The organism is Saccharomonospora halophila 8 (assembly GCF_000383775.1).
Taxonomy (GTDB): Bacteria; Actinomycetota; Actinomycetes; order Mycobacteriales; family Pseudonocardiaceae; genus Saccharomonospora; species Saccharomonospora halophila.
This window is the reverse complement of record NZ_KB912506.1, coordinates 139,011-143,107: the sequence shown is the minus strand read 5'-3', so window position 1 is coordinate 143,107 and position 4,097 is coordinate 139,011. Positions and strand designations below refer to the sequence as shown.

3 protein-coding genes and 1 pseudogene are annotated in these 4,097 nt (G+C 70.8%); all 4 read left to right on the top strand.

From position 1 onward, the window contains the following. A pseudogene (locus SACHA_RS20680) lies at positions 1-773 on the top strand (hypothetical protein); the annotation flags it as partial. Continuing rightward, complete coding sequence (locus SACHA_RS20675) at positions 773-949, top strand: hypothetical protein (RefSeq protein ID WP_154663758.1); 177 nt, start codon at positions 773-775, stop codon at positions 947-949. The pseudogene SACHA_RS20680 and the gene SACHA_RS20675, both read left to right, overlap by 1 nt. Then, positions 946-3,180 carry an FtsK/SpoIIIE domain-containing protein gene (locus tag SACHA_RS0106735; protein WP_019808211.1) on the top strand — a complete coding sequence of 745 codons (2,235 nt, stop codon included), beginning with the start codon at positions 946-948 and terminating at the stop codon, positions 3,178-3,180. Before SACHA_RS20675 ends, SACHA_RS0106735 begins: the two co-directional genes overlap by 4 nt. A 236-nt stretch (positions 3,181-3,416) precedes the next feature. After that, the coding region (locus SACHA_RS20670) for a bifunctional DNA primase/polymerase (protein ID WP_019808209.1) at positions 3,417-4,097 on the top strand (681 nt) is incomplete at its 3' end.

Sequence of the window (4,097 nt, the reverse complement as noted above, 5' to 3'; positions counted from 1 at the left end):
CCCGCCGCCGCGCGGCCGAGGTGACCGACACCGCCGGGGATCTGGTGCGGCTGGACCGGGCACGACGGTGGGTGCCGGTGATGGCCGGTGTGCCGGCACTCGGCGCGATCGCGGCCGGGGCGGTCAACGTCGGTGCGGAGCTGTCCCGGTTGTTCCCGCACACCCCGGTGATCCCGTGGGTGGTCGAGCCGATCCTGACCACGCTGATCGTGGCCATCATGCTCGCGCAGATGGTCGGCATGGCCCCGGCCGTGGCCACCGCGCGGGACGCCCTGCGGGACGGCTACGTCCTCGCCGAGGTCGTGCTGTTCCTCCTCACCGGCGTACTGGCGGTGGGACTGCACTACGTTGACGGCCCCACCCCCGACCGCCGGGCCACACCGGACGGGGCGTTGGTGTGGCTTGTGGTCCCCATCGGACTCGCCCTGTCCATGTGGCTTGTCCCGAAACTGCGGGCCGACCTCACCGCCAAGTTCGTCGCCGCCGAGAACCGACTCCGCGAACAGGCTCGCGACGAGGCGTCCCCCGTGGCGTCTGACCTGCATCGGAACAAGGCCGGAAGCACCGACCGGGATACCACCGCCCCGACCATTCCGGAGCCCTCGCGGAAAGGCTCGTTCGCCACGCACCGGGCGACGCTGCAGCGGCTCGTCGGCTCCGGGGAGATCGACCCGCACACGGTGTCGGTGAATGCGGTGAAGAACCGCCTGCGGTGCCGCCCGGAGACCGCCAAGACCCTGCTCGCCGAGTACCGCACCGGGGGTGAGCAGTGATGGCTCAGACCATGCACATCGTCAAGCCGAAGCTTCTGCGCTCGCCGCAGGGCCGGGTGCGGACCTACTGCGGCACGGTCCTCGCCCGCGGTGAAGGCGCACCCGAGACCGCCCCGATGTGCGCCGCGTGCATGCGCGCGGCCGGGTGGACCCACGACACGAGGGGGAGCAAGTGACGACCCACGATCACACCGAACACCACGACACCGACCGCACCGTCGTACCGCTGCGCCCGACAGCCCACACCGCCACCGACGACGTGGTGGATGCCGAGGTGGTGGCCGAGGAGCCTCGGCCGACGTTCGGTACCCGGCGTCTGCCGGTGCCGCACATCAGCGAGGAAACCCGGCTGCGGCTGGCCGAGGGCGCGGTGGAGTTGCGCCGTACTTCGGCGCCGTATGTGCAGACCGGCACGAAGACGGTCGTGCGGCACGCCCTGTACGTGCCGGCCGGTGCGGCGGTGGTCGCCAAGCGGGTCCGCGACACCCGTGGCGTGAGCAGGTACGAGCGGATGTTGCAGGCCGCCGAGGTGGCCGGGGACTGGGACAAGGCCGCGGAGTGGGAAGAGCGCGAGGCCCGGGCGAAGCGGGAGCGGCATCAACGCCGCATGGACTGGCTCAAGGCCCCCACCCACCTCGCGAAGGCGGTGGCGATCTCGTCAGCCGCTGGGATCGGCCTGCTGCTCGCGCTGGGGGTTGTGCTCGCGGTGGCCGACGGCAACGCGGGGATGGTGTTGGAGCCGATCGGCGCGGCCATCGACACGGTGCGGTGGCTGTGGTGGTTCGGCACCGCCTACGGCGCGCTCCTGCTGACCGGCAGCCTCGGGTTGGGTGGGCTGTACCTGTGGGACCAGGGCCGCAAGCACTCCACCTGGCAGCCGCGGTGGGCCGCCCCGGTGCAGGCTAACCCGGAGGAGCGGGACCTGGTGCCGGACGAGGGAGCGATCGTGTCCGCGCTGCGGGAGCTGGGCTACGCACCGTTGACGCGGGCGTTCAAGGAAGGCTGGCAACCCCGGTGGGTCTCGCCGACTACACGGGTGGGCCGCGGCTGGCACACCCAGTTGCTGCTTCCCCGGCAGGTGCCCGTGGAGGAGATCGCCAAGCGTAAGCACGTGCTCGCGCACAACCTGCTGCGCAAACCGATCGAGGTCTGGCCCACCGAACCCAAGGACCAACCGGGAGTGCTCGATCTGTGGGTGGCCGATCAGGGCATCCTGACCGGCCCGGTGGACCCGTGGCCGCTGCTGCATGAGGGCACGACGGACTACTTCAAGGGCGTGCCCGTGGCCGTGGACGTGCGGGGCGAGCAGGTCACCGGTCAGCTCATGGCCCGCAACTACCTCGTCGCCGGGATCATGGGCTCGGGCAAGTCCAGCCTGGTGATCTGTCTGCTGCTCGGGGCGATGCTGGACCCGCTGGTGGACATCGACGTGCACGTGCTGGCCTACAACGTCGACTACGACCCCATGACCCCGCGGCTGCGGAGCCTGGTCAAGGGCGACGACGAGGAACACATCGAGGCCGCCATGACCAGGCTGCGGGAGCTGGCCAGCGAGGTCAGCGAACGGGGCCGCATCCTCGAAGCCCTCGGCGGGGAGGAAGCCAAGGTGACCCGCGAGCTGGCCGAGGCAGACACCCGGCTGCGGCCCACCGTGGTGGTCTTCGACGAGGTGCAGGAGCTGTTCACCCCCCGCAACAACAGCAAAGACGAACGCCAGAGGGCCGAGGAAGCCAAAGAACTCGCGTTGAAGGTGACCAAGAAGGCCCGCAAGACCGCGATCACGCTGCTGTGGGTCACCCCCGACGCCGACGCCACCAGCCTCCCCCGCGGCATCTCCAAGACCGCCTCCAACCGGGTGGCCTTCGCCATCAACGACCACCAGGGCAACGACGCGATCCTCGGCACCGGCATGCACAAGCGCGGCTACTCCGCCACCACCCTCGTCGCCGGGGAGGACGTCGGCACCGCCATGGCCGCCGGCTTCGCCAAGGTCCCCGGTCTGATCCGGTCGCACTACGTGCGCAAGGAGAAGGGCGTGGACGAGATCACGCCCGTGGTCGAGCGGGCCGTGGCCCTCCGCGAACAAGCCGGACTCACCACCGGCCCGGCCCCGGCCGTGGTCGAGCCGGCTGCCGAGGTTGATCCGTTGGCCGACATCGCCGCGGTGCTCGGCCAGCAACCGAGGATGAAGACCCGCGAGGTGCTGCAACACCTGACTGAGCGCAACCGCACGGTCTACGGCGACTGGACTCCGCAGCGACTGACGTCCTACCTCGACGACTACGACGCCGCCCCTTACAAGACCGAAGGCGCCATGCAGGTCTCCGCCGCTCGCGTCCACGAAGCACTCACCGAACGTGACCGCGACCACGACGGCGACACCGAACCCACCGAGGGCGACGACTAAGGGAGGCCCAGGGATCGAGGGAGTTTTCCCTCACTGCCTCCCTCACCCGCCTCCCTCTGCATCACCAGGCACAACACCCCGCGAGGGACCCGAGGGAGGCAGCACTCAACAGCCGCCTCCACACCTCCAGAACGCCCTCCACACACCACCGGGGTGGCTCCCTCCCCAGGAAGCCACCACCACACCCCTACCCAATCACTGCTACGCAACGTAACCGCGCCGAAGGAGCGTGTCGCATGACGAACGCCGACATCCTGCGTGAGTGGGCGCTGTACTGCGCCGCGATGGGGTGGCCCGTGTTCCCTCTCGTATCTGCCTCGAAGCGGCCCGCGATCCGTGGGTGGGAGCAGCGCGCCACCGTTGACCGCGATCGGATCGCCCGTTGCTGGGAGGCCGGTACCTACAACATCGGGGTAGCGACCGGGCCGTCGCGGCTGCTGGTGGTCGACCTCGACACCGCCAAGCAGCCGGGCGAGCACGACGGCGTGACCGCTTTGGCCGAGTTCGCGGCCGGGCGGGGTGTGGCGCTGCCGGAGACCTACACGGTGGCCACGCCCTCGGGTGGGCGGCATCTGTACTTCGCCCTGCCGGACGGAGTGAGGCTGCGCAACACCGCCGGCCTGCTTGCCCCGCGGGTGGATACCCGCAGCGGCGGGGGCTACGTGGTCGCGCCCGGCTCGGTGGTCGCCGAGGGCGGGTACGAGCTGCTCGACGACACCGACCCCGCGCCGCTGCCCGGATGGCTGTTGCAGGCCCTGTGCGAACGCCCACCGACGACCACCGCGCCGCCGCGGGACATGCCGGTGCGGCAGGCGAGCGCGTATGCCGCGAGCGCGGTGCAGGGGGAGTGCGACGAGGTCCGCGCCGCGCCGGCGGGGCGGCACAACGAGGTGCTGTCCCGGGACGGCCTACCGGCT